This is a genomic window from Streptomyces sp. 8N616 (assembly GCF_052246385.1).
Classification (GTDB): Bacteria; Actinomycetota; Actinomycetes; order Streptomycetales; family Streptomycetaceae; genus Streptomyces.
The window spans coordinates 17497-42796 of the sequence record NZ_JBQQBY010000056.1 but is presented as its reverse complement, the minus strand read 5'-3'; the positions used below and the strand labels follow the sequence as shown (position 1 = coordinate 42796).

21 protein-coding genes, 2 tRNA genes and 4 pseudogenes are annotated in these 25300 nt (G+C 71.6%); 12 read left to right on the top strand and 15 right to left on the bottom strand.

Going from position 1 to position 25300, the window contains the following annotated elements:
- Positions 1 to 43: 43 nt before the first annotated feature.
- Positions 44 to 1963, bottom strand: coding sequence for an exo-alpha-sialidase (locus ACTWQC_RS33775; protein ID WP_443319673.1), 1920 nt, complete (start codon positions 1961 to 1963; stop codon positions 44 to 46).
- A 272-nt stretch (positions 1964 to 2235) separates the two neighbouring features.
- On the opposite strand from ACTWQC_RS33775, the gene ACTWQC_RS33770 reads away from it, so the two are divergent.
- Complete coding sequence (locus ACTWQC_RS33770; protein WP_443319672.1) at positions 2236 to 3453, top strand: cytochrome P450 family protein; 1218 nt, start codon at positions 2236 to 2238, stop codon at positions 3451 to 3453.
- Positions 3454 to 3468: 15 nt separating this feature from the next.
- On the opposite strand, the pseudogene fdhD reads toward ACTWQC_RS33770, so the two are convergent.
- A pseudogene (gene fdhD, locus ACTWQC_RS33765) lies at positions 3469 to 4311 on the bottom strand (formate dehydrogenase accessory sulfurtransferase FdhD); the annotation flags it as partial.
- A gap of 56 nt (positions 4312 to 4367) precedes the next feature.
- Positions 4368 to 4475: pseudogene (locus ACTWQC_RS33760) on the bottom strand (2Fe-2S iron-sulfur cluster-binding protein); the annotation flags it as partial.
- A gap of 172 nt (positions 4476 to 4647) precedes the next feature.
- Between ACTWQC_RS33760 and ACTWQC_RS33755 the strand changes: the two are divergent.
- The 3 genes from ACTWQC_RS33755 to ACTWQC_RS33745 all read left to right on the top strand — a co-directional run bounded on the left by ACTWQC_RS33755 (position 4648) and on the right by ACTWQC_RS33745 (position 7964).
- On the top strand, positions 4648 to 5559 hold the full coding sequence (locus ACTWQC_RS33755) for a glutamate ABC transporter substrate-binding protein (RefSeq protein WP_443319671.1): 912 nt from the start codon (positions 4648 to 4650) through the stop codon (positions 5557 to 5559).
- 217 nt (positions 5560 to 5776) lie between these two features.
- The gene (locus ACTWQC_RS33750; protein WP_443319670.1) at positions 5777 to 6604 is read left to right on the top strand and encodes a hypothetical protein; all 828 of its coding nucleotides are present in this window, start codon (positions 5777 to 5779) and stop codon (positions 6602 to 6604) included.
- Positions 6605 to 6737: 133 nt separating this feature from the next.
- The gene (locus ACTWQC_RS33745) at positions 6738 to 7964 is read left to right on the top strand and encodes a lactonase family protein (protein WP_443319669.1); all 1227 of its coding nucleotides are present in this window, start codon (positions 6738 to 6740) and stop codon (positions 7962 to 7964) included.
- Between the two features lie 57 nt (positions 7965 to 8021).
- Here ACTWQC_RS33745 and ACTWQC_RS33740 read toward each other — a convergent pair.
- Together ACTWQC_RS33740 and ACTWQC_RS33735 are read right to left on the bottom strand one after the other, a co-directional pair.
- Positions 8022 to 8139, bottom strand: a pseudogene (locus tag ACTWQC_RS33740) (dihydrofolate reductase family protein); the annotation flags it as partial.
- 28 nt (positions 8140 to 8167) lie between these two features.
- On the bottom strand, positions 8168 to 8806 hold the full coding sequence (locus ACTWQC_RS33735; protein WP_443319668.1) for a GNAT family N-acetyltransferase: 639 nt from the start codon (positions 8804 to 8806) through the stop codon (positions 8168 to 8170).
- A 212-nt stretch (positions 8807 to 9018) separates the two neighbouring features.
- On the opposite strand from ACTWQC_RS33735, the pseudogene ACTWQC_RS33730 reads away from it, so the two are divergent.
- Positions 9019 to 9272 (top strand): annotated as a pseudogene (locus ACTWQC_RS33730) (succinate--CoA ligase subunit alpha); the annotation flags it as partial.
- A 131-nt stretch (positions 9273 to 9403) separates the two neighbouring features.
- On the top strand, positions 9404 to 10954 hold the full coding sequence (locus ACTWQC_RS33725) for an aldehyde dehydrogenase family protein (protein WP_443319667.1): 1551 nt from the start codon (positions 9404 to 9406) through the stop codon (positions 10952 to 10954).
- Positions 10955 to 11090: 136 nt separating this feature from the next.
- On the opposite strand, the gene ACTWQC_RS33720 is transcribed toward ACTWQC_RS33725, so the two are convergent.
- The gene (locus ACTWQC_RS33720) at positions 11091 to 11300 is read right to left on the bottom strand and encodes a hypothetical protein (protein WP_443319666.1); all 210 of its coding nucleotides are present in this window, start codon (positions 11298 to 11300) and stop codon (positions 11091 to 11093) included.
- A 137-nt stretch (positions 11301 to 11437) separates the two neighbouring features.
- On the opposite strand from ACTWQC_RS33720, the gene ACTWQC_RS33715 reads away from it, so the two are divergent.
- Positions 11438 to 11521 (top strand) — tRNA-Leu (locus ACTWQC_RS33715).
- Between the two features lie 257 nt (positions 11522 to 11778).
- Here ACTWQC_RS33715 and ACTWQC_RS33710 read toward each other — a convergent pair.
- From ACTWQC_RS33710 to ACTWQC_RS33685, 6 genes are all read right to left on the bottom strand, one after another.
- Entirely contained in the window at positions 11779 to 12231 is a 453-nt protein-coding gene (locus ACTWQC_RS33710; RefSeq protein ID WP_443319665.1) for a PIN domain-containing protein, read from the bottom strand.
- Positions 12224 to 12514, bottom strand: coding sequence for a type II toxin-antitoxin system Phd/YefM family antitoxin (locus tag ACTWQC_RS33705; RefSeq protein WP_443319664.1), 291 nt, complete (start codon positions 12512 to 12514; stop codon positions 12224 to 12226). The genes ACTWQC_RS33710 and ACTWQC_RS33705 overlap by 8 nt, the downstream gene beginning before the upstream one ends.
- A gap of 672 nt (positions 12515 to 13186) precedes the next feature.
- On the bottom strand, positions 13187 to 14680 hold the full coding sequence (locus ACTWQC_RS33700) for a carbohydrate-binding protein (protein ID WP_443319663.1): 1494 nt from the start codon (positions 14678 to 14680) through the stop codon (positions 13187 to 13189).
- Between the two features lie 301 nt (positions 14681 to 14981).
- Positions 14982 to 15599, bottom strand: coding sequence for a DUF3060 domain-containing protein (locus ACTWQC_RS33695; protein WP_443319662.1), 618 nt, complete (start codon positions 15597 to 15599; stop codon positions 14982 to 14984).
- Positions 15600 to 15631: 32 nt separating this feature from the next.
- Positions 15632 to 16669 carry a sensor histidine kinase gene (locus tag ACTWQC_RS33690; RefSeq protein ID WP_443319661.1) on the bottom strand — a complete coding sequence of 346 codons (1038 nt, stop codon included), beginning with the start codon at positions 16667 to 16669 and terminating at the stop codon, positions 15632 to 15634.
- Positions 16666 to 17391 carry a response regulator transcription factor gene (locus ACTWQC_RS33685; RefSeq protein ID WP_443319660.1) on the bottom strand — a complete coding sequence of 242 codons (726 nt, stop codon included), beginning with the start codon at positions 17389 to 17391 and terminating at the stop codon, positions 16666 to 16668. The genes ACTWQC_RS33690 and ACTWQC_RS33685 overlap by 4 nt, the downstream gene beginning before the upstream one ends.
- A 127-nt stretch (positions 17392 to 17518) precedes the next feature.
- Here ACTWQC_RS33685 and ACTWQC_RS33680 point away from each other — a divergent pair, with 127 nt between their 5' ends.
- Together ACTWQC_RS33680 and ACTWQC_RS33675 are read left to right on the top strand one after the other, a co-directional pair.
- Positions 17519 to 18433: a metallophosphoesterase family protein gene (locus ACTWQC_RS33680; protein ID WP_443319659.1), complete on the top strand. Its 915-nt coding sequence runs from the start codon at positions 17519 to 17521 to the stop codon at positions 18431 to 18433.
- Positions 18434 to 18512: 79 nt separating this feature from the next.
- Positions 18513 to 19352 (top strand): TylF/MycF/NovP-related O-methyltransferase, encoded by an 840-nt coding sequence (locus ACTWQC_RS33675; protein ID WP_443319658.1) that lies wholly within the window; start codon positions 18513 to 18515, stop codon positions 19350 to 19352.
- A gap of 20 nt (positions 19353 to 19372) precedes the next feature.
- On the opposite strand, the gene ACTWQC_RS33670 is transcribed toward ACTWQC_RS33675, so the two are convergent.
- The 3 genes from ACTWQC_RS33670 to ACTWQC_RS33660 all read right to left on the bottom strand — a co-directional run bounded on the left by ACTWQC_RS33670 (position 19373) and on the right by ACTWQC_RS33660 (position 20429).
- Positions 19373 to 19861, bottom strand: a complete 489-nt coding sequence (locus ACTWQC_RS33670; RefSeq protein ID WP_443319657.1) for a glutathione peroxidase — start codon at positions 19859 to 19861, stop codon at positions 19373 to 19375.
- 54 nt (positions 19862 to 19915) lie between these two features.
- A tRNA-Met gene (locus tag ACTWQC_RS33665) sits at positions 19916 to 19989 on the bottom strand.
- A gap of 197 nt (positions 19990 to 20186) precedes the next feature.
- Positions 20187 to 20429, bottom strand: coding sequence for a WhiB family transcriptional regulator (locus ACTWQC_RS33660; RefSeq protein ID WP_443319656.1), 243 nt, complete (start codon positions 20427 to 20429; stop codon positions 20187 to 20189).
- 151 nt (positions 20430 to 20580) lie between these two features.
- Between ACTWQC_RS33660 and ACTWQC_RS33655 the strand changes: the two genes are divergently transcribed.
- Genes ACTWQC_RS33655 through ACTWQC_RS33645 form a run of 3 tightly spaced genes read left to right on the top strand, consistent with a single transcriptional unit; the run spans position 20581 to position 25174 of the window.
- Complete coding sequence (locus tag ACTWQC_RS33655; protein ID WP_443319655.1) at positions 20581 to 22050, top strand: aldehyde dehydrogenase family protein; 1470 nt, start codon at positions 20581 to 20583, stop codon at positions 22048 to 22050.
- Positions 22047 to 23603 carry an APC family permease gene (locus ACTWQC_RS33650; protein ID WP_443319654.1) on the top strand — a complete coding sequence of 519 codons (1557 nt, stop codon included), beginning with the start codon at positions 22047 to 22049 and terminating at the stop codon, positions 23601 to 23603. Before ACTWQC_RS33655 ends, ACTWQC_RS33650 begins: the two co-directional genes overlap by 4 nt.
- Before the next feature lie 2 nt (positions 23604 to 23605).
- Positions 23606 to 25174, top strand: a complete 1569-nt coding sequence (locus ACTWQC_RS33645; protein ID WP_443319653.1) for a GMC family oxidoreductase — start codon at positions 23606 to 23608, stop codon at positions 25172 to 25174.
- Positions 25175 to 25300: the final 126 nt, after the last annotated feature.

The following is a 25300-nucleotide window of genomic DNA, read 5'->3' as shown; positions in this document are numbered from 1 at the left end:
TGAAAGCCCCCCCCCCCCCCCCCACGGCGATGGACAGGAGGGGCTAACTGGTGCGGTCGAACGGCAGCCACAGGACCGTGGAGCCGTAGATCGGGGCGTTGGACTCGCGGACGCGCTCGAGTTCGGCGTCGGACAGCGCCCGGCTGTAGACCCTCACCTCGTCGAGCGATCCGGTCAACCAGCCGCGGCTGTCGGCCTTCTGGCCCACGTGGACGCCGAACGTCGAGCTGCGGCTCACCGTGCCCGGCACGTCCGGCGCGACCGTGTCCACTCCGTCGACGGTGAGGTGGAGCTGCCCGTCGGTGCGGCGCAGCGCCAGGTGGTGCCACTGGCCGTCGTTGTACGGCTGGGTGGTCCTGACGGCGGCCGTCGCGGCCGGTGCCGCGCCGTTCACCGTGGTCATCAGGGCCGTGACCCTGCCCCGGTCGGGCTCGCCGCGCACCCAGACCTGCGGGTTCCTGGTCCCGACGCCGCCCATCCACAGGTACGGCTGGTCGCCGTCAGTCGCGCTGTAGCGGAACCACAGGCTCGCGGTGAAGTCCCGGGTGCCGAGCGGCAGCGAGCGTCGGAACGGAAGCCGCACCGCGTCGTCGGTGCCGTCGAAGGACAGCGCACGGCCGAACCGTCCGTCCACCGCGGACGCCCCGCCGAGCACCGACGCACCCCGGGCGAACGGTGCCAGATCCGGCGTCGTCGGATCCGGACCGCGCCGGGGGCCGAGCCAGTCCTCGGTGAAGCGCGCGAAGCGGATCTCGTCCCGCGCGTCGACCGCCCCGCCCTCGTACAGCAGGCCGACCTCCTTCCCGGAGATGGCGGCCATGTCGGAGTAGCCCGACCAGTCGGTGGTCACGGTCGCTCCGCGGTCCACGCTCTCCCAGGTCCTGCCCTCGTCGTACGAGGAGCGGATGCTCATCGTGCGGCGCCGGTCGGGGTCGGAGGGGGCGGAGAACAGCAGCCGGCCGGGGTCGGTGCGGGAGCCGCCGGGCAGTCGCAGGACCGAGCCCTGCACCATGGGCGTGTAGAGGTCGGGGATCGCGCGGAACGAATGCTCGAAGCTATCCCCGCCGTCCCGGCTCACCGCGTACGTGCGGTGGCCCAGGTCGGTGCCGTCCTGCTCGCGCCCGTTGACGTAGATCGTGCCGTCGTTCCGCTCCACCAGGGTCATCTCGGACGGCTTCTGGCGGAACAGCCCGTCAGGCGCTATGGCCCAGCTGTCCACCGCGCCGATGCGCCAGTTGCGGCCGCCGTCGTCGCTGTGCACCAGGGCGGCGTGGTTGGCGGTTATCCGCGTCCCGTCGTGGGTCTCGGTGTTGACTCCGAACACCAGCCGCCCGGCGTGCGGGCCGTGCGCCAGCTGGATGCCGTGCACGGGACCGGTGGCGTACCAGGAGTTCCAGTCCGGACGGCGGATGGAGCCGGTCAGGTCCTGCGGCTCGGACCAGCTCGCCCCTTCGTCCTCGCTGTACTGCAGATGCGGGGTCCTGTCGCACGGCACGTCGCACGGCAGGGAGTCGTCGCGGCCCTTGTTGTACGTGCTGGCGAGCACGATCCGGCCGGTCCGCCGGTCCACGATCGGCGCCGGGTTCCCGTGTGTGTCGCCGCGGCCCTCGTCGATCACCTGGAGCGGACCCCAGGTGCGCCCGCCGTCGGTGGACCGTTTGAGGACCAGGTCGATGTCCCCGGCGTCGCCGCAGTTGTCCACCCGGCCCTCGGCGAAGGCGAGCAGCGTGCCGCGGGTGGACTTCACTATCGCCGGGATCCGGAAGCAGGCGTACCCGGGATCCTGCGAGGCCTTGAAGAGCACCTGCTGCTCGATGCCGGTACGGGCCGCGGCCGGGGACTCCTCCGCGGCCGCGGCCCGTACGGTGACGGCCGGTGAGATGAGGGCCGCGACGGCGAGTAAGGCCATGGCGCGGAGAAGAGGGCGTCTGGCGGCTGTGCGTGCGGGGAGAACTGACGGCATGACACGTCCCTTCAGCCGATAGTCCGGACATCCCACGTCCCATGTCCGGGCGTCGAAGGTACGTGCCTGGTAATCCTTCCCACAAGCGCCGTGCGCGACTCGGCTCGTCCGGAGTACGACCCTTCCCCGGATTGGCCCGCGACTCGCCGTCAGATCCCGCGGCAGCCCCGCGAGAGTGCGCCGGGTCGCGGTCGGAGCGGCGGCGCCGGATCATATGTACCCGAGTGCTCCCACTGCTCCAATTCAGTGACGCCCAGAGGAAGTTGACGCTCATGGACACTGCCAGCCGCAGAACCGGACCGGCCTGCCCCCTCGGCTACGACCAGCACGCCGACAACGCCCGGCTGCGGGAGGCCGGAGCCGCGGCCCCGGTGGAGCTTCCCGGGGACGTCCCCGCCTGGGCGATAACCCGCCACGATGCGCTCCAAGCGGCCCTCGCCGACCCGCGGTTCGCCAAGTCCCACGAGCACTGGGCCGCGCTCGCCGAAGGCAGGGTGCCGCCCGGCTGGCCGCTGATGACCTTCATCGTCAACAAGGGCATGACCACGGCCGACGGCGAGGAGCACCGGCGGCTGCGCACCCTGGTCACCCAGGCGTTCACGCCGCGCCGCGTCGCCGCCCTGCGCCCCCGGATCGAGGCGCTCACCGACGAGCTCCTCGACGGCCTCGCCTCCGCCGCGCCGGGCCCCGTCGACCTGCGCGCCCGCTATGCGTACCCGCTGCCGATGAGCGTCATCTCCGAGCTCCTCGGCGTCCCGGAGGACCGCCGCGACGAACTCCACCGGCTGTGCGAGGTCCTCGTCAGCAGCGACACCGCCCCGGCAGACGCGATCGCCAACGTCCGCGCCCTGCACGCCGTACTCGGCGAGATCATCGAGGGCAAGCGGCGGGCCCCCGCCGACGACCTCACCTCCGCGCTCATCGCCGCCCGCGAGGAGGGGGACCGGCTCAGCGAGGAGGAGCTCGTCGGGACGCTGCTGCTGATGTTCCTCGCCGGGCACGCGACCACGACGAACCTCATCTGCAACGCCGTACGGGCGCTGCTCACCCATCGCGGGCAGCTCGCGCTCGTGACGTCGGGGGAGCGGTCCTGGGGCGCCGTCGTCGAGGAGACGCTGCGGTTCGACAGCCCGGTCGGGCAGTTCCCGATGCGCTACGCCACCGAGGATGTGGAGGTGGAGGGCAGGGCCATCCGCAAGGGCGAGGCGGTCCTCGCCTCGTACGCCGCGGCCGGGCGCGACCCGCACAAGTACGGCGAGGACGCCGGGAGCTTCGACATCACCCGCGGGCCGGCCCGGCACCTGTCCTTCGGGTACGGGGCGCACTTCTGCTTAGGGGCGGGGCTGGCCCGGACGGAGGGCGAGATGGCGCTGAGCCGCCTCTTCGAGCGGTTCCCGGATCTCGCGCTCGCCGCGAGGCCCGGCGACCTCGAGCCCCTCCCGTCGATCGTCTCGAACGGCATCCGTGCCCTGCCGGTGACGCTCGCCTAGCGTTGTGGGCATTCGTTCCGCGGCCGCGGCCCGCAGGGCGACCCGCTCCTCACCCGCGTACACGTTCATGGACCTGCCGCGCAGGAACCCGACCAGCGTCAGCCCGCTCTCGACCGCCAGGTCCACCGCGAGCGACGAGGGCGCCGAGACCGCCGCGAGCACCGGGATGCCCGCCATGACCGCCTTCTGGGCCAGCTCGAACGACGCGCGGCCCGAGACCAGCAGGATCGTCCGCGACAGCGGCAGCGACCCGGACTGCAGCGCCCGGCCGATCAGCTTGTCGACGGCGTTGTGGCGGCCGACGTCCTCCCGCAGGTCCAGCAGCTCGCCCTCCGCGGAGAACAGCCCCGCCGCGTGCAGCCCCCCGGTCCGGTCGAAGACCCGCTGAGCGACCCGCAGCCGGTCGGGGAGTGCGGACAGGAGGGCGGGATCGACCCGGACCGGGGGAGTGTCGGTGATCGGCCAGCGGGCCGTGGTCCGTACGGCGTCCAGGCTGGCCTTGCCGCACAGCCCGCATGACGAGGTGGTGTAGACGTTCCGCTCGAGGGTGATGTCGGGGACGGGCACACCGGGCGCGAGCTGCACGTCCACCACGTTGTACGTGTTCGGGCCGTCGGCCGTAGCCCCCGCGCAGTAGACGATGTTCGCCAGCTCGTCCGCCGTGCCGAGAACGCCCTCGCTCACCAGGAACCCGGCGGCGAGCGCGAAGTCGTCGCCCGGCGTGCGCATGGTGATCGCCAGCGGCTTGCCGCTGAGCCGGATCTCCAGTGGCTCCTCGGCGACGAGCGTGTCGGGGCGCGTGCTGACCGCCTCGTCCCGGATGCGTACGACGCGGCGTCGCTCGGTGACCCGTCCCATGATCAGCCTCACTCGGTTCAATCAACGCTGCGTATGTGCTGGTAGCCGAAGCGGCCCTAGATGCAGAGGTTGCCGTGGGTCACCGGGTTGTCGTGCGGTGAGGTGACCTTCACGATCTCATTGTCCTGCACGTGCAGGGTCAGGTTGCATCCCACACCGCAGTACGGAGCGCGACTCTCACATGTGACGTGCTCCGCAGTTCCGCGCGATACCGACGGCCCGTTGCCGTGCCGTACAGTGCTCGCCTCGGCGGGACGGAGGAGAGCGGGGTGAGGGGGGCGAGCCACGCGAGGTCTCGACCGTCGGCGAGCCCGGCACACACCCTTGGAGCGCAGCATGACCGTCCGCATAACCGCCCGCAGACGCAGACAGAGATTCGCGGCGGGCATCGCCGTATGCATCGCCACCGCTCTCACGGCCACCGGATGCGGCGCCACGGACACCGACGCCGAGGACGAGGTGTGGGTGGCGCCCAACCCCACCTTCGAGCCCGGCAGCACCATGGAGAAGCTCCACTCCGCGGGCAGGATCAGGATCGGCGTGGGGTTCGACCAGCCCGGGGTCGGCTTGAAGAAGTCCGGCTCCGAAGAGCCGGAGGGCTTCGACATCGAGATGGCGAAGATCATCGCCGGGAAGCTGGGCATCGCGCCCGAGAAGATCGAGTGGGTCGAGGCGGTGCCGAAGGACCGCGAGGCGCACCTGCGGAACGGGACGGTCGACCTGGTCCTCGCCACCTACTCGATCACCCCCGAGCGCCGCAAGGTCGTCGGCCTCGCCGGTCCCTACTACGAGACCGGTCAGCAGCTGCTCGTACGGAAGAACGACACGAGCATCTCCGGCCCGCAGGACCTCAAGGGCAAGAGGGTCTGCTCGGTCGCGGGCACGACATCGATTCAGCGGGTCGAGGAGACGTACGGGGCCGAGCCGATTGCCGACAAGTCCTACACCGCGTGCGTCGACCGGCTCCTCGCCGAGTCGGTCGACGTGGTCACCACGGACGGCGCGCTCCTGCTGGGCTACGCCGCAGAGAAGCCCGAAGAACTGAAGGTTGTCGGCGATCCGTTCAGCACCGAGCGCTACGGCGTGGGGTACCGCAAGGGCGACACCCAGATGTGCGAGTTCCTCAGCAGAGCCCTGAGCCGCTCCTACCGGGACGGGACGTGGGTCGACGCGCTGTCGAAGACGCTGTGGAAGACCACGGGTGCGGCGCCCTACCCGGACCTGGACCCCTGCCCGGCCGCGAGCTGACGCAGACCGCCGTCGGGTGGTTTCCGCGTGTCCGCCACTTCACATCCCCTGAGATGACACGGAAGTTGGGGAGAAGTTGGCCTGTCCATGACTGATCCCTCTGCCAGACTGAGCCGCAGTCCCAAGCGGTCCGGTGCGGTTGAAAGGGGTCACGATGAGTTTCTGGCAACGTTGTCGGCACGGTCGGCGCGGTCGTTTCGGTCGGCGCGGGGTCACCATGGCGGTCGCGGCGGCGGTGTCCGTAGCCGTATGTGCCGCGCCCGCGCTGGGCGCGGACACCTGGACGGAGGCCGGGTCGGACCGCGCGGATCCGTTGACGGAGAGTCAGGGGCTGACCTCGGTCGAGGTCCCCGCGGACAGCCCCAACCGCTACACCGGCATCGGCACCATCCCCGGCGACGTCAGCAGCCGCGGCTGGAACCATGTCGGTGACCCGGACGCCTCCTACGACGGCCACTACATCGAGCCGTACCAGCGGGACGACGGCGGCGCCAAGATGTTCCGCGTGCAGGCGCCGGACGGCAGCTGGTCCGAGTACACCCACGAGCTGGTGTCCGGGGAGGCGCTGAACAACTCGTTCGTCACGATCTCGCCGGACGGGCAGTGGATGGTCTCCGGGGAGTGGGGTACGACCACCCGGCTGCTGGTCTTCCCCACCCCGGGCATCCACCCCGCGACCTCCCCCTCGGCGGACCTGCCCTACGGCTTCGCCATCAACCTCGACCACGCCGTACGCGATGTGCAGGGCTGCGACTTCTCCGGCCCGGTCACGCTGCTGTGCTCCTCCGACGACCCGGAGGGGTCGCTCTTCGGCATCACCAAGCCCCTGCTCCAGGTGGACCTCTCGGCGGCCCCGTCCGGCTCGGATGTCACCGGCCACGTGACGGCGCTGCGCCAACTGCCCCTGCAGAGCAGCTGCTCCGGGAACTTCGAGGCCGAAGGCATCGACTTCGACCGCCGCACCGGGACGCTGCGGGTCATCGTGCTCTCGCCCGGCGTCTGCGTGGTCAGCGACAGCAAGACATGGCGTTTCACGAGGAGTTGAGCCTGAGCCCCGCCCCTTCCTTTCGTTGCGCCTTGTGCAATCTCGATTGCGTCACTTGTCATGTGCATTGGTTCAGGCCAATGTTTCACCCACGGTCGACAGGAACCGAACCGGAATCCGGAGGGTGCAGAGCATGGGCGCACATGGAGGGATGGGCCGCCGCCGTTTCCTCGGCGTGGCCGCAACGGGCATGGCGGCAACGGGTATAGCCGCGGGGTCGGCGGCAGCCGGGAACGCTGTCGCGACCCCGCCGCTCCAGAACGGCCAGGGCCAGGGCAACGGCGACGGCCACGGCCGCCCCACTCGTACGAGGCCGTGCTATCTCGGTACGTACACCTCGGGCGGCGGTGGCGGCACCGGCATAGGGCTCGCCACGTATCAGCCTGAGACCGGACAGCTCACCTCGACCGGAGTGATCGAGGGAGTCGCGGACCCCTCCTTCCTCGCGCTCGCGCGAGGCGGGCAGGTCCTCTACGCGGTCAACGAACAGGATCAGGGCGCGGTGACCGCCATCGCGCTCGGCGGCGGCGCAGGCGGGCCGGTCGTACTCGGCTCGGAGAGCACCGGAGGCGCCGCTCCCTGCCATCTGTCCGTGCACCCGGGCGGCCGCTACCTGCTGAGCGCGAACTACGGCTCCGGCAGCGTCGCCGTGCACCCGATACGCGAGGACGCGAGCCTGGGTGCGCGTACCGATCTCGTACAGCACACCGGCTCCGGTCCCGACCCCGATCGGCAGACCGGCCCGCATGCGCACCAGGTCATCACCGACCCGGACGGCGCGCACGTCCTGGCGGTGGACCTGGGCTCCGACAGGGTGCACAGCTACCGCCTCGACGAGCGCACGGGCCGGCTGGCGCACGCGTCGGAGGCCGCCACGCGGCCGGGCGCCGGGCCGCGCCACCTCGCCTTCCACCCGTCGGGGCGATTCGTCTATCTGGCGAACGAGCTGGACAACACGATCGCCGTCTGCGGTTACGAGAGCGGCACCGGAAAGCTCAGCGTCGGCACACCCCAGCCCACGGCCCCCAAGGACGCCCCGGCAGTCGAGCGCAACTACCCGTCCGAGGTGCTGGTGTCGGCCGACGGCCGGTTCGTCTACCTGGCCAACCGCGGACTCAACGGCATCACGCGCTACGCCGTGGGCGACGGCGGGGCGACGCTCACGCTGCTGGACGCGGTGCCGGTGGGCGGCGACTACCCCCGGCACACCGCCTTCTCCAACGACGGAAAGCTGCTGTTCGCCGCGAACCAGAAGTCCGGCTCCGTGACCACCTTCACGGTGGACGGGTCCACGGGCGAACTGGCCGCCACCGGCAGCCCGTTCGCGGCACCGGCCCCGGTGTGCGTATTGCCCGGCTAGAGGATGTCCGACAGCGACCTACCGCTCGGCGACCGGCCGGTAGGTGCACACGTGCACGCCCGTGCGTGCCGGACACGACGTACTTCGGGATGGTGTTCATCCGGTCGGCGAACGGGTCGCCGGCTCGCTCGGGCCACGCCACGGCCATCGTCCGCCACGTGCGGCGCCCGAACAGCCCTTCCCGGCTGCGGACGAAATACGGGTCAGGGGCGTGGTTCGCGCCACATGGGCCACATGTGCGGGCCGCCCGGGAGGTCGACCGTCTTGCCGGTGGAGACGAAGCCGAGGCGCTCGTAGAGAGCCTTGCTGCGCTCGTTGCTCGCCTCCAGGTAGGCGGGGGTTCCCTCGCGGTCGCAGCGCCGCAGGACCTGGGCCAGCAGCGCGCTGCCGAGGCCCTGGCCGTGGCGGGAAGGGGTGACGGCGATGAGGGGCAGGTAGTAGTGGGCGCTGTGCTGGGGGTGGACCTCGGAGGTGAGGCGGCCGACGATGCCGGTGCGCTCGTTGCCGGGGTCGGCCTCCGCCAGCAGGGCGCCGATGTCGTCGCCCTCGTCCTCGTCGCCCTCGTCCTCGTCGCCCTCCCCGTTCCCCGCCGGTACGGGCAGCCACAGCGCTGTCGCCGAGAGGTCGTCGGTGACGTCGACCCACCCCTCGCTCAGGGCCGCGTCCAGGAAGACGCCGAAGAAGCGGGGCTGGACGGCCCGTCGGTGCGCTTCGTCGGGGAACACCCAGCCGCTGACCGGGTCGTCCATGAACGCCTCTCCCAGCAGCCTGCTGATCGCGTCCCGCTCCTCCTGGCGGGCGCGGCGAATCCGCGCGCCCGGCTCGTTCTCCAACTGACTCACCGACGACTCCCCGCTCCACGAATGCCTGGGATCGGTATATCAGTTGGGCCGGTACGGCCTTCCACGAGGATGCGCAGCCGGCGGTACTCGGGCTGACGGCAGCGCCGTTCGCGGCCGGGCCGCTCACCGCTGAGCTTCGTCCTGACGCGGCCCGGCCCGAAGCCGCGGTGCAGGAGTTGCTGACGTGCTCACCGGAGAGGCGGCGACGTGGGGAGCGCGCCGCCGCGTACGCCGCCGAGCACGTCAGCGAGCCGGTCATCGGCTGCGTCGCGGGCTTCACCGCACCGGAGGGCAGGACGACGGGCCACGCCGGGGCCATCGTGCCGGGCTCGTCCGGCACGGCGCAGGCGAAGAAGGAGGCCAGGCCCTGGAGGCCGCAGGCATCAGGGTCGGGGGCACGCCGTCCGAGACCACCGGTCTCGTCCTGGACCGGATCGCGGCCGCAGGTGACCTGACTCATAGTTGACACGGAGCCCGTATCCGGATCCCCCCTCACTCACTACCGTCCAGTAAAGAGAGGTCGGGCACTTCGCTCGGGGTGCCCGGCCGAAAAGCCACATCCCCGCCCCGCCCGTGCAACGAGAGCGGAGACACCCGATGGCATCCACCCTCACCCTCAAGCCCGGAACCGCCTGGTCCGACGCGTGGCAGCGCTGTCTCGCCGTCGCTCCCGAGGCCTTCCGGGAGGACCGCGTCCTCAACCTCTGGGCCGGGAGCTGGCAGGCCGACGGCCGCCCGCTGCCCGCTGCCAGTCCCGTCGACGGCAGCCCCATCGCCGGACCGCCCCGGCTCGACTCCACCACCGCCCAGCAGGCCGTACGCGCCTCCCTCGACCAGCACCGCGGCTGGCGGCACGCACCGCTGCCCGAGCGCAGGGCCCGCATCGCCGCCGCTCTCGACGCGCTCACCGAGCACCGCGAGCTGCTCGCCCTGCTGCTCGTCTGGGAGATCGGCAAGCCGTGGCGGCTGGCCCAGGCGGATGTGGATCGCGCCATCGACGGGGTGCGCTGGTACGTCGACGGCATCGAGCCCATGCTCGGCGACCGCGTCCCGCTCGACGGACCGGTCAGCAACATCGCCAGCTGGAACTACCCGATGAGCGTGCTCGTCCACGCCATGCTCGTCCAGGCGCTGGCCGGGGACGCCGTCATCGCCAAGGCCCCCACCGACGGCGGCCTGGCCTGCCTCACCCTCGCGTGCGCCCTGATCCACCGCGAGGGCGTCCCGGTCACGCTGGTCAGCGGCAGCGGCAGCGAGCTGTCCGAGGCCCTGGTCCGCTCACCGGAGATCGGCTGCGTCTCCTTCGTCGGCGGCCGCGACACCGGCGGCCGGGTCGCCACCGCCGTAGCCGACCTCGGCAAGCGCCACATCCTCGAGCAGGAGGGCCTCAACTGCTGGGGGATCTGGGAGTACAGCGACTGGGACGCCCTCTCGGCCGTGATCCCCAAGCTCTTCGACTACGGCAAGCAGCGCTGCACCGCCTACCCGCGCTTCGTCGTCCAGCGCTCGCTCTTCGACTCCTTCCTCGCCGCCTACCTCCCGGCGGTGAAGTCCGTACGCCTGGGCCACCCGCTCGCGGTCGCATTCCCCGACGACCCGCTGCCCGAGCTCGACTTCGGCCCGCTGATCAACGCGGCGAAGGCCAAGGAGCTGGCCGACCAGGTGGCCGAGGCCATCGACCGGGGCGCCGTACCCCTGCACCGGGGGAGCCTGGATGACAGCCGCTTCCTGTCCGGGCAGGACACCTCCGCGTACCTCCCGCCCGTGACGCTGCTGGGTCCCCCGCCCAGCTCGCCGCTGCACCACGCCGAGCCCTTCGGCCCCGTCGACACCATCGTGCTGGTGGACACCGAAGCCGAGCTGCTGGCCGCGATGAACGCCAGCAACGGCGCGCTGGTCGCGACGCTGTCCTGCGACAACGAGGAGACCGCGCGGCGGCTCGCCTCCGAGGTGCGGGCCTTCAAGGTCGGCCTGGGCAAGCCGCGCTCGCGCGGCGACCGGGAGGAGCTCTTCGGCGGCTTCGGCGCGTCCTGGCGCGGCGCGTTCGTGGGCGGCGAGTTGCTCGTACGGGCGGTGACCCAGGGCCCGGCGGGCGAGCGGCTGCCGGGGAACTTCCCCGACTACCACTTGATGCCGACGGCGGCGTAGAACGGCGGGGATGCGGGGACGGGCCTCGGCGGGTGCGGGGACGGGCCTCGGCGCGCGCCCGGCCCCGCAGCCCCGCCGCCCGGCCACCGGCCCGTCCCGTCCCGGCCCGGGCCGGCCGACGGTCCCGGCCCCGGCCTCAGCTGACGCCCTGCCGGTCTGGGGAGTTGGAGAACTGCCGCTCGGCAGGGTCAGGCAGCGTGCGCCCCAGCGCCATTTCCAGGAGCGCCCGGTGCCGCAGCAGCGGCTCCCTGCGAACAGCGGGCGCGAGCAGCATCAGGTGGTCCAGCGCAGCGAACAGCCGCCGCGTCACCTGTGGCGGCGCCACACCCGCGCGCCGGATCTCCAAGATCGCGATCCGCTGGGCACAGACTGTGTCAGGCCGCTCACTCCAAGTGCGGCAGCACCCGTGGATACGCAGGTGAAAGCCACGTCGAACCCCTGGTATCGTGGTGGGCGTCGCCGCGGGAGACCGCGGTTCACCTCGTCCGGGTGGCGGAATGGCAGACGCGCTAGCTTGAGGTGCTAGTGCCCGTAAAGGGCGTGGGGGTTCAAGTCCCCCCTCGGACACTTACTTCTTAACTATGTGTTCAAGTGACGCGGATTGTGGCTGACGGTCGCAGTCCGCGTCTTTGTGTCTGTGCTCGCGCATCGCCCTGGAGCAAGCCTGGCGACGGCGACGGCGAGTCCCGCCACCTCGATACTGACCTACTCCACGCCCCGAGTCGGTGCAGTTCACGAGTCCCGCCGTCGAGACAAACCGGTGACCCAGCCCTCGGGAAGCTCGTCCCCCCTCGACGGGAGGCGGCTCCATGCCCCGGAAGTCGTCACAGATCGTCGGGGAGCAGCCGGAAGGCGGGCTGGCCCGTGAGCGGCCGCATCATGCGGAAGTGGCTGTCCGTGGTGAACATGTCCGCCGTCTGGAAGGCTGACGCCAGGGCCACATTCATCGCGTCAACGAGTCCCACCCCCGCTCCGCCGCCCGCGTCCGCGTACCCGCGCATCACCGCCATGGCGCTCCGGAGGTGCGGCGCGGTATCCGGGATCTCGAACCGGCGGGTCTCCGCCTGCTGGGCAATGAAGTCGAGCGCGTTCATGGACGCCGTAGGGCCGATCCTTGAGGTCAACAGGTAGTCCAGCTCGGTGAGCACCATGGGCGACACCACGAGGTGGCCCACTCGCGCGAGTGCTTCCCGGTGGGCCGCGTGGCGGGGATCCTTCGCCGTGAACAGCCGGTATAGGGCGTTGGTGTCGGCGATCGCGACCGGGATGTCAGTCATCTGTCCCCTCAGCCGCATCGGCTCCGCCCATGCCCCGCAGAGTCGCCTCGATCTCGTCGTCGTCAAGTACGGGACCGCCCAGATCCGGAAGGTTCAGGTCCCCCATGGGGTCGGTCCGGAACGGGTACGCAGGCCGGCCCGTCAACGCACCCCGGGGCACGATGTCTCCTATGGGCACCCCGTCCTTGGTGATGGTCACCGTCTCCCCGGCGGCCACACGGGCCAGGACGCGCGATGTCTGCTGGTTGAGTTCCCTCAGCGGGACCTCCGCGTTGTCACTCATGGGCCCAGTGTACTACTCGTTCTACATGGCTGGACGGTCACCGTGGAGTCCCCGGCGGACGGCGGCCTCGTCCTGCGCCCTGGAAGGCGAGGGTAATGAGGGACTCGCCGCCTGGCCGCCCGACCCGATGCCGCGTTCAGCCGGGGCCGTAGCTCAGCTTCGGCCACAAGGGCCGTCGTCCAGGCTCTGCGCGAGTACGCGGGACTCAGCCGGGTCGCCTTCGGAGAGGGGGTCCGGTTTCTCCAAGCACACCGTGGAGTCGGTGGAGTTGGGGCGGGGGGTGCCCGACGACTCGTTCGTGGCCTCCAGGGCCCGCCCGCTGACGGCGCCGTATCGGGGCCCCTTGCGGCCCCCTTGCGGCCCCCTTGCGGCCCCCTTGCGGGGGCCGGTCCGAGGCGCCCCCGCGGAGCCAGCCCTCGGCCTCGGTCCGGCTGTCCCGCACGGTCGGCCCGACCACGCCGCCGATCCGGACCGCAGCGACCAGGCCCGAGGCAGGTCCCCGGAGCCTGCGAGGGCGGCGATGCGGCCGCGGGGGCGCGCCGGTCGTCGCCCACCGGGACCGCTCGGTGCCTCGCCAAGGGATGTGGGACACGGCTGCTCTCCTCCTCACGGGGCGGAACGGCGCGGGGGTGACGACCGCCGGAGGCGGCCGTGTGCGTGGATGGGAGTCCGTCACCGATCGCCACCTGGCCGGCCCGCCCCGAACCACAGCACCTCGGTGCACGCCGCGGCCGGTGTCGAACAGCGGGCGGTCAGGTACACCTCGTGCACGCCCCGGGTCGCGGGGATCGGGGTGGACACCTCGCCGACGGAGCCGTCGGCGGGCGCGGCGAGCACTGCGAGCGGGCGCGCGGCGAGCGAGTCCAGCCGCACTTCCAGCACACCGCGCCCGCCGACCGGGGCCGAGATGCAGGCGTTGAGCCGGGTGGCCGCGGCGCCGGTGAAGTCCACTCGGTCGTAGCGCAGCCAGGAGGAGGGGCCGAGTGCCCTGGCCTGTGGGTGCTCGCCACGGCCGGGCACGGTACGGGCCTGCACCGCGTAGGTGTCGGCGGGCACGGGCGGGTTGTCCTGAGCGGTCGGCTCTCCCTTCGGCAGGCACACCAGGGCCGCCAGCACAGCGATGAACCCCACGGCACCGAGCCCAGTGGCCCGCAGCGGCAACGGCAATGGCAGCGGGTGCCGTCGGCCGGCGGCTCCGGTTCCGCGCTCCCCGGGCCTGCGCCCCGGGCCGGTAGGCACCACTTCGGGAACTGATCCGTGACGGGACTCGGGAATCGGTCCGGGTCCGGTTTCGGGTATCGGTCCGGGTCCGCTTTCGGGAATGAGCTCGGGGCCGGTCTCGGGCATCGGTTCCGGAAAGGATCCGGGGAGGGAATACGGCGCCGGTTCGGGCAGAAGGCTCTCGATGTCCAGCCCGAGCAGCGCGCGTTCGAGGAACCGCGGTTCGCGCTCCGGCGGCGCGGTGGCTGTCTTGGTCACCTGATAGGTGTGCCCCGGCCACCAGCCCAGCAGCAGCGGCGGCAGCATCCGCCGCAGCCGGATGGACAGCTCCTCGGAGGAGCCGGCCCCGGTGCCGGGGTCGGCGACCGCGCGGTGCAGCATGTCCACGGCCTGCCTCGTTCTCAGGGCGAGCTGCCTCGGGTCCAGCCCGGTGATTCTCGCCACCAGCCCGGGCTCGTCCCGCTCCACGACGGCGTGCCACAGCAGGCACCGCGCGCATTCCGGCAGGCCGGTGAACGAGGTGATGAGCGGCCGGTCGTCGTACAGCGGCCACTGGCAGCCACGGGCCACCCAACTGCGGAACCTCGGTGTGAAGGAGACCTCGCACGCCTGGCCCTGGACGCCCGCGGTGTGCATCTGGACGGCCGTGGTGCGCACCGCGTTCAGGAGCCGTAAGCGCAGACAGCCATGGTGGCGCCGGTCGAGCACCGCGACGGTTCCCTCCAGGGTCTCCCGCAGCACTTCGGCGTAGGCCCTGCAGGCGAGCTGGTGTGCGTCGGCGGGACGGCGGACGCAGTGGGCCGCGTAGCCGAACACCGCGGGATAGTGGCGGCGGTAGAGCGTCCCGAACGCGGCGGTCCACCCCTCGCGCACCAGGCTGAGCAGCTTGGCGTCGGAGCGGGATTCCGCGCGATCGTCGGAATGGGGACCGCGGCGTGGCCGCATGGCGAACCTCCTTGGGGGCGGAGGGGCGGAGGGGCGGAGGGGCGGAGGGGCGGGTGCACCGGAGGTCACGCACCCGTCCCCGGTGTCGCGGTGTCCGAGCGCCGTGCGGCGTACCAAATTCGGCTGTACGAAATCGGCTGTACGAAATTCGGCGTACGCCATCGTCCCGGCGGGCGTACGGGAATGGCCGCGGCCGAGCTCCGTGCAGGGTGCCCGGCCGGTGCCGGGGCGGGCCGGCCGGGTGTCAGGGCAGGTGGCGCGGGCGGGCGCGAGAAGCCGCGGGGTGCCGGAGGAGCAGGGCTCAGTCGGGCGTGCCGCAGCCGGTGAAGTCGTTGTCGCCGCCGTTGGAGTGGGCTCTCGGCTGCGCGCCGTCGAGGCCGCCACCGCAGCTCACGTCGTTGCTCTCGCCGTACACCGTGACCTCGCCCACCTGGTCGATGACGATGTCGTTGACGTCGCCGTACACCGAAACGCTGGGGCACTCGCCGCGGAGGCCCACCGTGGCACCGCTGGCCTCGATGACGACCTCTCTGCCCTGGCAGTCGATGGCGGCGCCATCCCACTCCTGGACACCTGCGCCGTATGTGGGCTGCGGCTTCGGGCTCGTGGGGGAACTGCTCGGCTTCCGGGGCTTGTCCGACGTCTCGGGCGCCTCGCGCACCTCGGTCGTGTGCTCGACCGGTCTGACGCGACTGGGGGTGTGCGAGGGCGTCGCCGTCGCGGTGGGGGTGGTCGGCTGCGCGGACTTGGTGGGCGCGTCGGAGGACCGCTCATCGCCCTCGATGACGTCGGGGAGGTCCGGGGGCGCTGCCGTCGGGGCCGTCGGGCGCGGTGCCTTGTCGACCACGCCCACCTGGCAGGCGCTGACCGCCAGCGCCGCCAGGCCGACCCCGACAGCGGTGATGACACATACGCGCATGGGCGCTCCCCGGGATGTCCTGAACTGCCGCGTCAAGAAACGCTCTTACGGTAGCGGGCGGGTGTGGCACGGGTTTGCCGACCGTGTGCCGAGTTCGCGACATCCCGCCGTGCCCCCGGCCTTCCGGGGAGGTCCGGATGGACCGGCAGGCGCAGCCGTACCACCGTTCCCACCCCCGCGACGCTGTGCAGCTCGCAGCCGCCCTCATGCCGCTGCACGATGGTGCGCACCAGCGACAGCCCCAGCCCGCATCCGGGAAGGGCCCGCGCCGCGCGCCCGCGGACGAGTTCCTCCCACACCTGGGGGGCCTCGTCCGCCTCGATGCCCATGCCGGTGTCCGCGGCCTCCACGACGACATGCCCGCGCTCGTGGAAGCCGCGCAGCTCCACCGTCCCGTCCGGGCCGCTGTACTTGACCGCGTTGACCACCAGGTTGTGCACGGCAAGTGCCAGCAGGTCGGCGTCCCCGACGACCGGCGGGAGCGGCCAGGGGACCGTCGGGACCACCACCTTGATCTCGCGCCCGTTCATGCCCTCCACGTCCGCGGCCGCCTCCGCGGCCTCGGTCAGCAGCTCCCCGATGTCGACCGGCTGCCGGTCCAGCGGGCGGTCGGCGAGATCCGTGAGCTTGCGCAGGTCCCGCACCAGCCGTTCCAGCCGTACCGTCTGCGCCTCCACGCCCGTCACGGTGGCTCGGAGGGGCTCTGTCGCCGCGCTGGACGCCGCGATGTTCGCCAGGCCCGCCCGGATCGCCGTCAGCGGGTTCTTGAGTTCGTGGTCGAGCCGCTCCAGGAAACGGTGGTGCGCCGCCCGGCCGACCGCCGCCTCCTGGAGCGCCCCCGTCCTGCGAGCCGCGACGATCCGGAGCCGGACCAGGACCGTGGCGGCGGCCAGCAGCACCAGTGTCGTCCCGCAGCCCAGCGCCGCCGCGGCGGCCGAGCCGCTGATGTAGACCTCCGTGCCGGGAGCGGTCCGCCTCAGCCACAGGGTCGCCCCCGCCGTCACCGCCACGCACAGCAGCGGCCCCTTCCACACGCGCAGCATCCGTAGCGCAGGCGATCGCACGGTCATGCCATCCGCTCCACCGGCGCCGCGAAGCGGTAGCCCTGGCCCGGAACGGTCTCGATCCACCGCGCCGACCTGCCCGGTTCGTCACCCAGGGCGCGGCGCAGCTCCGCTATCCGGTTGTCGACCGCCCGGGTGCCCGTCGCGCACTGCCATCCCCACAGCGCCTCCAGCAGCCGCTCCCTGGTCAGCAGTTCGTCGGGATGGGTCATCAGGTAGTCCAGCAGCAGGGCGGCCTTCGGGGTCAGCGTCAGTTCGCGCCCCGCGAGCCAGATCCGCCGCGAGACCCGGTCGAGGCGCAGCGCCCCCGCGCGCAGTTGCTGTGCGGCGACCAGCGGGGGGAGCCCGCGCCGCGCCCGGCGCAGTACCGCGCGGAGCCGGGCCACCAGCTCGTAGGGGTCGAACGGCTTGTTGAGGTAGTCGTCCGCGCCCTCCTCCAGGGCCATCGCGCGCTCGGTGGACTCGCCGACCCGGGTCAGCAGGACGACCGGGGTCCACCGTCCCTGCCGGCGCAGCTCCCGCAGTACGTCGCGCCCGCTCAGTCCCGGCATGACGACGTCGAGGACGATCAGGTCCGGGTCGTCCTCGACGATCCGCCGTAACGACGTGGAACCGTCGTGCACCACACTCACCTGGAATCCTGCCCGCTGCAGCACCGGCCTGAGCTGCTCGGTGATGGCCTTCTCGTCATCGGCCAGCAGCACTGTGGCCGCATCCCCGGATTGCACGCAACTCCCCACACAGACCCGCGCCGCCGTTGGCGCCCGACACAACGTAGCCGACCGGCGCAGGGCGCGGCACGCGGTGGGGCGCGCCCCGCTCGGTGTGCGCCCCGCTCGGTGCGCGCCCCGCCGTATGCCCCATCCTTGGAGTGCGAGCGGGCCGCTCGGCCCGTGCGGAGGGAGAGGAGGGGCGTTGCCGAGTCTGCCGAGTCTGCTCGCCGTCAGCGACCTGCACGTCGGACACAAGGAGAACCGGCCCATCGTCGAGGGGCTCCGGCCGACGACCGACGAGGACTGGCTGATCGTGGCCGGCGATGTGGGCGAGTTCGTCCGCGACATCGAATGGGCTCTGACCACGCTCAAGCAGCACTTCGCCGAGGTGATCTGGCTGCCCGGCAACCACGAGCTGTGGACCCCGCCGGACGACCCGGTGCAGCTGCGGGGCGAGGAGCGCTACCGCCATCTCGTCGCCCTGTGCCGCCGGTTGGGAGTGCTGACCCCCGAAGACCCGTACCCCGTCTGGGAGAGCGAAGGCGGGCCGGTCGCCGTCGTACCGATGTTCCTGCTCTACGACTACTCGTTTCTGCCCGGGGGCGCCGCCAACGCGCGCGAGGGGCTGCGCATGGCGTACGACGCCGGGGTGGTGGGCACGGACGAGATGCTGCTGCACCCCGATCCCCTGACGTCCCGTGAGGAGTGGTGCCACGCCCGCGTCGCCGAGACGGAGCGGCGGCTCGCGGACCTCGACCCCGGCCTGCGCACCGTCCTGGCCAACCACTTCCCGCTGACCCGTGAGCCGACCCGCATCCTGCGCTACCCGGAGTTCGCCCTGTGGTGCGGCACGGAGCTCACCGCGGACTGGCATGTGAAGTACCGGGCCGCGGAAGTCGTCTACGGGCATCTGCACATCCCGCGCACGCTCTGGCAGGACGGCGTCCGGTTCACCGAGGTCTCGCTCGGCTACCCGCGCGAATGGCGCCGGCGCGCGACCGGTCCGTACGCCCCGCAGCCGATCCTCCGCCGCGCGGCGGGCCGGGTGCCGCGCTGAGGCGCTCGGGCAGCGGCCGCACTCGTCCCCCCGCCCCTCTCCCCGAGCGGCCGGGCCGGACCGGGGCTACGTTGCCTGTATGGGCTGGAAAGACGCGGTCAACCGATCCCTTCGCGGTCTCACCGGTTACGAGGTGCGCAAGGCGCCCGCCGCGCGGCTGCGGCGCCGCGCCAGGGGCAAGGCCCCGGCGCCGTCGTCCGGCGGGCCGAGCGGGCAGAGTGCGCCGAGTGCGCCGAGTGCGCTGAGACTCCCCGCCGACTACGACGACGAGGCGCGCGAGTGCATCCAGGCCGTGCGGCCGTACACGATGACCTCCCCCGAACGGCTGAACGCGCTCATCCTCGCCACCCGTCACGTCGCCAGGCACCAGATCCCGGGCGCGTTCGTCGAGTGCGGCGTGTGGCGCGGCGGCAGCATGCAGGCGGTCGCCCGTACGCTCGTGTCCGCCCGCGAGACCACCCGCGACCTCTATCTCTTCGACACCTTCGAGGGCATGCCCCCGCCCACGGACAAGGACCGGCGGGGCGACGGCGAATTCGCCGCGGACCTTCTGGCCCGCCAGTCGAAGGACCGCCCCATCTGGGCCGTCGCCACGCTGGACGACGTACGGCGGGGCTTCGAGGAGATCCCGTATCCCGGGGAGCGGATCCACTACGTACAGGGCCGGGTCGAGGACACGGTCCCCGCCGCCGCGCCGGACGAGATCGCGGTCCTGCGCCTGGACACCGACTGGTACGAGTCGACCCGGCACGAGCTGGAGCACCTCTACCCCCGCCTGGTCAGCGGCGGCGTGCTGCTCATCGACGACTACGGCTACTGGCAGGGCTCCCGCCAGGCCGTGGACGAGTTCCTGGAGAAGACCGGAGCGGCCCTCCTCCTGCTCCGCATGGACGAGGGCCGCATCGCGGTGAAGCCGTAGCGGAGGCCGGCCGGGCTTGTCTACACCGGGAGTTGGGCCTCCACGGCGGAGACCAGCGCCGCGTCCTCCGGCTCGGTGCGCGGACGGAACCGCCCGACCACCTCGCCGGCCGGGCTGACGAGGAACTTCTCGAAGTTCCACTGGATATCGCCCGCGGCGCCCTCCGCGTCCGGCGTCTTCACCAGCTCCGCGTACAGCGGGTGCCGTCCCTCGCCGTTGACCTCCGCCTTCTCCAGGAGCGGGAAGGTCACGCCGTACGTCGCTGAGCAGAACTCCGCGATCTCCTCCGAGGTGCCCGGCTCCTGCCCGGCGAACTGGTTGCAGGGAACGCCGAGGACACTGAAGCCGCGGCCTGCGAAGTGCTCGTGCAGCTGCTCCAGGCCGGTGTACTGCGGGGTCAGACCGCACTTGGACGCGACGTTCACGATCAGCAGGGCCTTGCCCCGGTGCTCGGCGAGGGTCGTCGGTTCGCCGGACAGGGTGCGCAGCGGAATCTCGTAGATGCTCATGCCGCCCATCAAAGCAGCAGGCCCGGTGCGCTTGCACCGGGCCCACCTGATGAGTAGCGGGGACAGGATTTGAACCTGCGACCTCTGGGTTATGAGCCCAGCGAGCTACCGAGCTGCTCCACCCCGCGTCGGTGAACACGACCTTACGCGCTCGGGGCCCTTCCGCCAAATCGTTCTCGCGCCGCCCCTGCTCAACCCCAGAGCAGCCGCCTGATCAACCCCAGAGAAGCCCCCTGATCAACCCCTGCTCAACCCCTCCCGACCTGCTCGACCCCTGCTCCGTCCAAGCGTTACGCGTGCGCCGCCCCCGCAGCGAAGCACGCCCTCAGCGGCGACGGAGCCTGGCCCGCTCCTTCTCCGACAGGCCGCCCCAGACGCCGTAGCGCTCGTCGTTGACCAGGGCGTACTCCAGGCACTGGGCGCGCTCCTCGCAGGCCAGGCACACCCGCTTGGCCTCCCGCGTCGAGCCGCCCGCCTCCGGGAAGAAGAACTCGGGACCGGTCTGCGCGCACAGCGCCTGCTCCCAGTCGGGCTCGCGCACGTCCGGACGTATGAAGTGGATCAACATATGGGCCACTCTCGCGGCCGCCGATCAACGGTCTCTGAACGTCTCATCAACAGCGTGGCGCGCCTGTGACGGGCATCACATAAACTCATCCGTGGTGCACGTCACGTGCGCATGCCGCGCCCGGGGCACCGGGCGAACCCGGAGGGAGCCCATGCCGGAGCTCTTCATCGACGGCCGATGGACCGCCGCCGTGGACGGACAGACCCGCGAGATCCGCTGCCCCGCGGACGGCGCGTTCGTGGCCGCCGTGGACGAGGCCGGGCCGAAGGACGCCGCAGCCGCGGTCGCCGCGGCCCGCGACGCCTTCGACCGCGGCCCCTGGCCCCACACCCCTGCGGCCGAGCGGGCCCGCCTGCTGCTCCGCGTCGCCGACCTTCTGGAGCGCGACAAGGACGCCCTCGCCAGAGCCGAGTCGCTGGACACCGGCAAACGGCTCGTGGAGAGCGAGTACGACCTGGACGACATCGCGAACTGCTTCCGCTACTTCGGCAACCTGATCGGCTCCGGGGCGGCCGACCGGGTCGTCGACACCGGGCAGCCCGGCGTCGACAGCCGGGTGGTGCACGAGCCGGTCGGCGTCTGCTCGCTGATCACGCCCTGGAACTATCCGCTGCTGCAGACCGCCTGGAAGGTCGCCCCCGCGCTCGCCGCGGGCAACACCTTCGTCCTCAAACCCAGCGAGCTCACCCCGCACACCGCCATCGGGCTCATGCACCTGCTGGCCGAGGCAGGGCTGCCGAGCGGGGCCGCGAACCTGGTGCTCGGCGCGGGGCCCGCCGTCGGCGCGCCGCTGACCAGCGACGAGCGGGTCGACCTGGTGTCCTTCACCGGAGGCGTCGCCACCGGGCGGCACATCATGGCCGCGGCCGCGCCCACCGTGAAGAAGATCGCGCTCGAGCTGGGCGGCAAGAACCCGAACATCGTCTTCGCCGACGCCGACTTCGACACCGCGGTCGACTACGCCCTCACCGCCGTCTTCCTGCACTCCGGGCAGGTCTGCTCGGCCGGGGCGCGGCTGCTGGTGCAGCAGGAGCTGCACGACGCGTTCGTCGACGAGCTGGCGGCCAGGGCCCGTACGATCCGGCTCGGCGGCCCCTTCGACGAGCACGCCAGGACCGGCCCGCTGATCTCGGCCGCGCACCGCGACAAGGTCGAGGCGTACGTGGCGGCGGGCCTGGACGAGGGCGCGGTGCTCCGCGTGGGCGGCAAGCGCCCCGACGACCCGGCGCTCCGGGACGGCTACTACTACCTGCCGACCGTGCTGGACGACTGCGTGCCCGGCATGTCCGTGGTGCGGGACGAGTCCTTCGGCCCCGTCCTGACAGTGGAGCGCTTCCGCGACGAGGACGAGGCCCTCGCGCTGGCCAACGACACGATGTACGGCCTGGCCGGAGGCGTGTGGACGCAGGACGCCGGGCGAGCGGAGCGGATCGCCTCAAAGCTGCGCGCCGGCACTGTCTGGATCAACGACTTCCACCCCTACGTACCGCAGGCGGAATGGGGAGGCATGAAGCAATCGGGCATCGGCCGGGAGCTCGGGCCCGCGGGGCTCGCCGAGTACCAGGAGTCCAAGCACATCTGGCGCAACACATCGCCCCGGCCGCAGCGGTGGTTCGAGTGACCGCCACGGAACCGTCGGGCCCGGCCCCCGCGCCCGGCGACCGGCACGACGACGAATCGCTCGCGGAACTCGGCTACCGCCCCGAACTCAAGCGCACGCTCGGCAATTTCCACACCTTCGCGGCCGGCGTCAGCTACATCTCCATCCTCACCGGCACCTTCCAGCTGTTCTACTTCGGCGTCGCCTTCGGCGGGCCCGCCTACTGGTGGTCCTGGCCCATGGTCTTCGCGGGACAGCTGATGGTCGCCCTGTGCTTCTGCGAGCTGGCCGCCCGCTACCCGGTGGCCGGCTCGGTCTACAACTGGGCGAAGAAGCTCGGCGGCCCCCATGTCGGCTGGATCGGCGGCTGGATGATGATGACGGCGACCATGGTGACGCTGTCGGCCGTCGCCCTCGCCTACCAGATCACGCTGCCGCAGATCGACCAGTTCTTCCAGTTCGTGGGCGACGGCACCGGCGAGACCGACGCCGCGGCCAACGCCGTACTGCTCGGCTCCGCGCTCATCTTCTTCACCACGCTGATCAACGCCTTCGGCGTCAAGCTCATGGCCCGGATCAACTCCGCAGGCGTCTTCATCGAGCTGATCGCCGCCATCGTGCTGATCATCCTGCTGGCCGCGCACATCACCCGGGGCCCCGGCTCCACCCTGACCGAGACCTACGGGCTCGGCGGCGGCGAGAACCTCGGCTACTTCGGCGCATTCCTGACCGCGTCGCTGGCCTCCGCTTACGTGATGTACGGCTTCGACACGGCGTCGTCCCTCGGCGAGGAGTCCCTGGATCCCTCGCGCAACGCGCCGCGCGCCATCCTGCGGGCCCTGGTCGCCTCCTTCGTCATCGGCGGGCTCATCCTGCTCTTCGCGCTGATGGCCGTGCCGGATCTGCGAGCCGAGCAGCTGTCCACGGGCGGTCTGCAGTACGTGGTGCTCACGGTGCTCGGATCGACCATCGGCGAGATCGTGCTGTGGAGCGTGGTCGTCGCGATCACGGTGTGCGCGCTGGCCGTGCACGCCGCCGGCATCCGGCTGATGTTCGCCATGGCCCGGGACAACAACCTCCCCGCGGGCTCGCTCCTCGCCCGGGTGAGCCCCCGCTTCCAGACCCCGGTGGTGCCGGCCATCGTCATCGGCCTGGTCGGCGTCGTCATCCTGGTGGTCAACATCAACCAGCCGCAGATCTTCTCGGTGATCACCAGCATCGCGATCATCATGATCTACCTGGCCTATCTGGCGGTCACCACGCCGATGCTGGTCCAGCGGCTGCGCGGCCGGTGGAAGCCGGCCGAGGGGCGCTTCTCGCTCGGCCGCTTCGGGCTGCCGGTCAACATCATCGCCGTGCTGTGGGGCGCGGCGATGTCCATCAACCTCGCCTGGCCGCGCCCCGACGTCTACAACGCGACGGGCCCGCGCCACTGGTACCTGCAGTGGGGCGCCTTCCTGTTCATCGGCATCGTCGCGGGCGTGGGCTTCGCCTACTACTGGTTCGTCCAGCGGCACCGCACGGGCGTCCTCGAAGAGCACCGCGCCCAGCCCGCGGGGCTGCTGAAGGAGTGACCATGGATGATCCGACCGTGGACGGGGGCTCGTTCGACTACGTGGTCGTCGGCGGCGGCACGGCCGGATCCGTCGTCGCGGCCCGGCTGTCGGAGGACCCGGACGTCACCGTCTGTCTCCTCGAAGCAGGACCGCCCGACGTCGACGACGAGAACATTCTCCGCCTCGACCGTTGGATGAACCTGCTGGAGTCCGGATACGACTGGGACTACCCCGTGGAGCCCCAGGAGTCCGGCAACAGCTTCCTGCGGCACGCCCGCGCCAAGGTGCTCGGCGGCTGTTCCTCCCACAACTCCTGCATCGCCTTCTGGGCCCCGGCGGAGGACCTCGACGAGTGGGAGGCCCAGGGCTGTACGGGGTGGGGCGCGAGGCACACCTTCCCTCTCTTCCAGCGGCTCGAGTCCAACGACGCGCCCGGCGACCACCACGGCAGGAACGGCCCGGTGACCCTCCGCACCGTCCCGCCGTACGACCCGTGCGGGCGCGCGCTCCTGGAGGCCTGCGCCGCGGTCGACATCCCCACCACGCCCTTCAACACCGGCAGGACGGTGGTGCGCGGCGCGAACTGGTTCCAGATCAACGCCCGTGAGGACGGCGTACGTTCCTCGGCCTCGGTCTCGTATCTGCACCCGGTCCTCGGCAAGCGGCCGAACCTCGACGTCCGCACCGGGCTGCAGGCCAAGCGCCTGGTCCTGGACGATGCCGGGCGCTGCACGGGAGTGGAGTACCTGGCGCCCGACCTGATCCATACGCTGGCGGTCGGGGCCCGGCGGGAAGTCATCGTCTCCTGCGGGGCCATCGACACCCCGAAGCTGCTCATGCTGTCCGGGATCGGACCTGCGGAGCACCTGCGTGAGACGGGCGTCGAGGTGCGGGCGGACGCCCCCGGGGTCGGCGGCAACCTCCAGGACCACCCGGAGGGCGTCATCATGTGGGACGCCAGGCAGCCCATGGTCACCTCCTCCACGCAGTGGTGGGAGATCGGCATCTTCGCCGACACCGAACCGGGCCTGGACCGGCCGGACCTGATGTTCCACTACGGCTCGGTGCCCTTCGACATGAACACCTACCGGCGCGGCTACCCGACCTCCGAGAACGCCTTCTGCCTCACCCCGAACGTCACGCGGGCCCGCTCCACCGGCACCGTCCGGCTCCGCACCCGCGACTTCCGCGACAAGCCGAAGGTCGACCCCCGCTACTTCACGCACGAGCACGACGTCCGGGTCATGACGTACGGGCTCCGGCTCGCACGGCGGATCGCGGAGCAGCAGCCGCTGGCGGACTGGGCGGGCACCGAACTGGCTCCCGGCCCTGGGGCGCAGTCGGACGACGAGTTCTTCGACTACATCCGCAAGACCCACAACACCGTTTACCACCCGGCGTGCACGGCGAGGATGGGAGCGCCCGAGGACCCGGACGCGCCACTCGACCCGCAGCTGAAGGTCAAGGGAGTCACCGGGCTGCGGGTCGCCGACGCGTCGATCATGCCGTTCCTGACGGCGGTCAACCCGTGCATCACGACGATGATGATCGGCGAGAAGTGCGCGGACCTGATCAAGGGGCCGGCGTGACGGCAGATCCCTTCCCCGGCCTGCCGGGGGAGGGGCCTCCGCCCTGATGGCCGCCCGGCCACCGATCCGGGGCGGGCGGACTGCGACGGACTGTATCCGCAGGGCGTGATCCTGGACTGAGGCCGG

Excerpts from the sequence above, each read along its gene's own strand:
- ACTWQC_RS33750 (WP_443319670.1), top strand. The coding sequence starts at position 5,777 with ATGGCGGTCGCGGCGGCGGTGTCCGTAGCCGTATGTGCCGCGCCCGCG.
- ACTWQC_RS33645 (WP_443319653.1), top strand. The coding sequence starts at position 23,606 with ATGGATGATCCGACCGTGGACGGGGGCTCGTTCGACTACGTGGTCGTC.
- ACTWQC_RS33725 (WP_443319667.1), top strand. The coding sequence starts at position 9,404 with ATGGCATCCACCCTCACCCTCAAGCCCGGAACCGCCTGGTCCGACGCG.
- ACTWQC_RS33660 (WP_443319656.1), bottom strand. The coding sequence starts at position 20,429 with ATGTTGATCCACTTCATACGTCCGGACGTGCGCGAGCCCGACTGGGAG.
- ACTWQC_RS33675 (WP_443319658.1), top strand. The coding sequence starts at position 18,513 with ATGGGCTGGAAAGACGCGGTCAACCGATCCCTTCGCGGTCTCACCGGT.
- ACTWQC_RS33680 (WP_443319659.1), top strand. The coding sequence starts at position 17,519 with ATGCCCCATCCTTGGAGTGCGAGCGGGCCGCTCGGCCCGTGCGGAGGG.
- ACTWQC_RS33700 (WP_443319663.1), bottom strand. The coding sequence starts at position 14,680 with ATGCGGCCACGCCGCGGTCCCCATTCCGACGATCGCGCGGAATCCCGC.
- ACTWQC_RS33705 (WP_443319664.1), bottom strand. The coding sequence starts at position 12,514 with ATGAGTGACAACGCGGAGGTCCCGCTGAGGGAACTCAACCAGCAGACA.
- ACTWQC_RS33670 (WP_443319657.1), bottom strand. The coding sequence starts at position 19,861 with ATGAGCATCTACGAGATTCCGCTGCGCACCCTGTCCGGCGAACCGACG.
- ACTWQC_RS33695 (WP_443319662.1), bottom strand. The coding sequence starts at position 15,599 with ATGCGCGTATGTGTCATCACCGCTGTCGGGGTCGGCCTGGCGGCGCTG.
- ACTWQC_RS33770 (WP_443319672.1), top strand. The coding sequence starts at position 2,236 with ATGGACACTGCCAGCCGCAGAACCGGACCGGCCTGCCCCCTCGGCTAC.
- ACTWQC_RS33655 (WP_443319655.1), top strand. The coding sequence starts at position 20,581 with ATGCCGGAGCTCTTCATCGACGGCCGATGGACCGCCGCCGTGGACGGA.
- ACTWQC_RS33745 (WP_443319669.1), top strand. The coding sequence starts at position 6,738 with ATGGGCGCACATGGAGGGATGGGCCGCCGCCGTTTCCTCGGCGTGGCC.
- ACTWQC_RS33755 (WP_443319671.1), top strand. The coding sequence starts at position 4,648 with ATGACCGTCCGCATAACCGCCCGCAGACGCAGACAGAGATTCGCGGCG.
- ACTWQC_RS33690 (WP_443319661.1), bottom strand. The coding sequence starts at position 16,669 with ATGACCGTGCGATCGCCTGCGCTACGGATGCTGCGCGTGTGGAAGGGG.
- ACTWQC_RS33710 (WP_443319665.1), bottom strand. The coding sequence starts at position 12,231 with ATGACTGACATCCCGGTCGCGATCGCCGACACCAACGCCCTATACCGG.
- ACTWQC_RS33775 (WP_443319673.1), bottom strand. The coding sequence starts at position 1,963 with ATGCCGTCAGTTCTCCCCGCACGCACAGCCGCCAGACGCCCTCTTCTC.